This window comes from Sporolactobacillus shoreae, from assembly GCF_004684935.1.
Lineage (GTDB): Bacteria > Bacillota > Bacilli > Bacillales > Sporolactobacillaceae > Sporolactobacillus > Sporolactobacillus shoreae.
This window is the reverse complement of sequence record NZ_SRJD01000059.1, coordinates 1-1,748: the sequence shown is the minus strand read 5'-3', so window position 1 is coordinate 1,748 and position 1,748 is coordinate 1. Positions and strand designations below refer to the sequence as shown.

1 protein-coding gene is annotated in these 1,748 nt (G+C 43.7%); it reads right to left on the bottom strand.

Features of this window, described 5'->3' with window-relative positions; translation table 11 throughout:
- Positions 1-16 precede the first annotated feature (16 nt).
- A complete protein-coding gene (locus E4665_RS17975; RefSeq protein ID WP_135350177.1) occupies positions 17-1,621 on the bottom strand; it encodes an IS1634 family transposase in 1,605 nt (534 codons plus the stop codon).
- Positions 1,622-1,748: the final 127 nt, after the last annotated feature.

Genomic DNA, 1,748 nt, shown 5'->3' with positions numbered 1-1,748 from the left:
CCTGAATTCCCGGAATTTATAACGATGGATAACTTACACCGAGAGCATCATAGAGCGCCTTTTGCTTCTTTGTGAGTTCACCCAGTACCCGTCCGTGATCCGGAGCTTCGAAGCATTCGATGGTGTCCAGTTCATCGAGTACGCCCTGCAAGGTCCATTGATGAAACAACTGGGCATCTTGCATTCTTTTTTTCACATAGGACAAGTAAATCAAAGCGATAAATTCAACAAAAATTTTTCCATTCAATGTAAGTTCGGAGGAGACCTGCATTCTTCTGAAATTGAGTCGCTCTTTTAAGTTGCCAAATGCTTTTTCAACGATATCCTTACTCCGGTATAAGGATAATGCCTCAAAGGGATCGGTGACGTCATTGGATAACAAGGCAAAGTAGCCGTAATTTTTAGCTGCTTCGCGCATTGCCTCTTCTCTAGGTTTTATTTTCCGACCCCGTTTCGGGGTTTCTGTCACCTCAAAATAGGTCGCGTAATCCTTCATTCGGTGTTCTTTAAGTGTATGATCCACAAGATCTTGATGAAGTCCCGTCAGATAATCGTTCATAGCCGCCTGATCCTTCGCTGCTTTTTCAGGATTATAAAACAAATGGAGGTACGCGCGTCTTTTTCCTTTCAGGACATCCCCTTTGTACGGCCGTTCCTGTTCATACGCCCACGTGATCATTTGGCAGACACCGTAGGTGTTGAACTGTGCATCAAAATTGGACCACAGCTTTAATTTTTCACGCACCTGCTCCAGCTCCGTTTTAACAAACTTAAGCCGCACCTGCACGCCAATAATAAATTTCTGATGATGCCGATAGAGGGCATTGATATTCTCACGGCTATAAAAGCCTCTGTCCATCACGACGTTCACTTTTTTATAGCCCATGACGTCAAATTCAGCCATCAATTGCCGCACCGTTTGGACATCTGTAATCGCCCCCGGAAGTTTTCGGTAGTAAAAAGGAAGCCCTGATTGTTCCCCAAATAGAAGCGCTAGATTGATCTGAGGCAAGAAATCGTGTTCTTTATTTCTCCCGTTCTTTACTTGTTTCAGGGTATCCGAATAGCTTGAGATCGAGGTGCTGTCAAAGGCCCAATATTCTTTTTCAATCCGGCGTTTTCCCTGCTTCTGGAAGAAGGTCATACGACCTTCTTCATCGATCAATTGAAAGAGATCACTGCTTCTCTGGGAGGGAATATCTTGACCAAAGGGATGCGCATGAAGCTTCTGCCAATGGGAGAAACGGCTTAATGAATTTTTTCCTTCAAGGATAAGGTAATAAGCAATGGATAAAATTTGTTTGTAGGTGTCAGGAAAGCAAGCTTTTAAGTCCTCACGGACGCCAGTTAGTTTGCCAATCTGATCAAAAAGGTAACTCGCACCATAAAAGGTGCGTCGCATCCGTGTGATGGGGACAGGGCCTGGTTTCACCTGTTCTGCTTGACGTGCTTCTTTTTTCTTATACGCGCGTGTGGGAATAATCTCTCTCGTCTCTGAATCCAGTTTCCCGATGAGCGTTCGTTTAGCCCGTGATTGTTTCTTTTCTTTATCCCAATACGGTTCGTTGCGATACACGTAGGTAATGCCGGTCTTTTTGTTCGTCTGATAAACAATGCCCATGGCTGCCAACTCCTCGTTACATATATTATAATATGTAACGAGGATAAAGTCAATAAAAAAACCGCTGTATATAAGTGTTTTCGGCAGTTTTAAGTAGGATTATCGTTACACTATATGGGAATGCAGG

Excerpts from the sequence above, each read along its gene's own strand:
- E4665_RS17975 (WP_135350177.1), bottom strand. The coding sequence starts at position 1,621 with ATGGGCATTGTTTATCAGACGAACAAAAAGACCGGCATTACCTACGTG.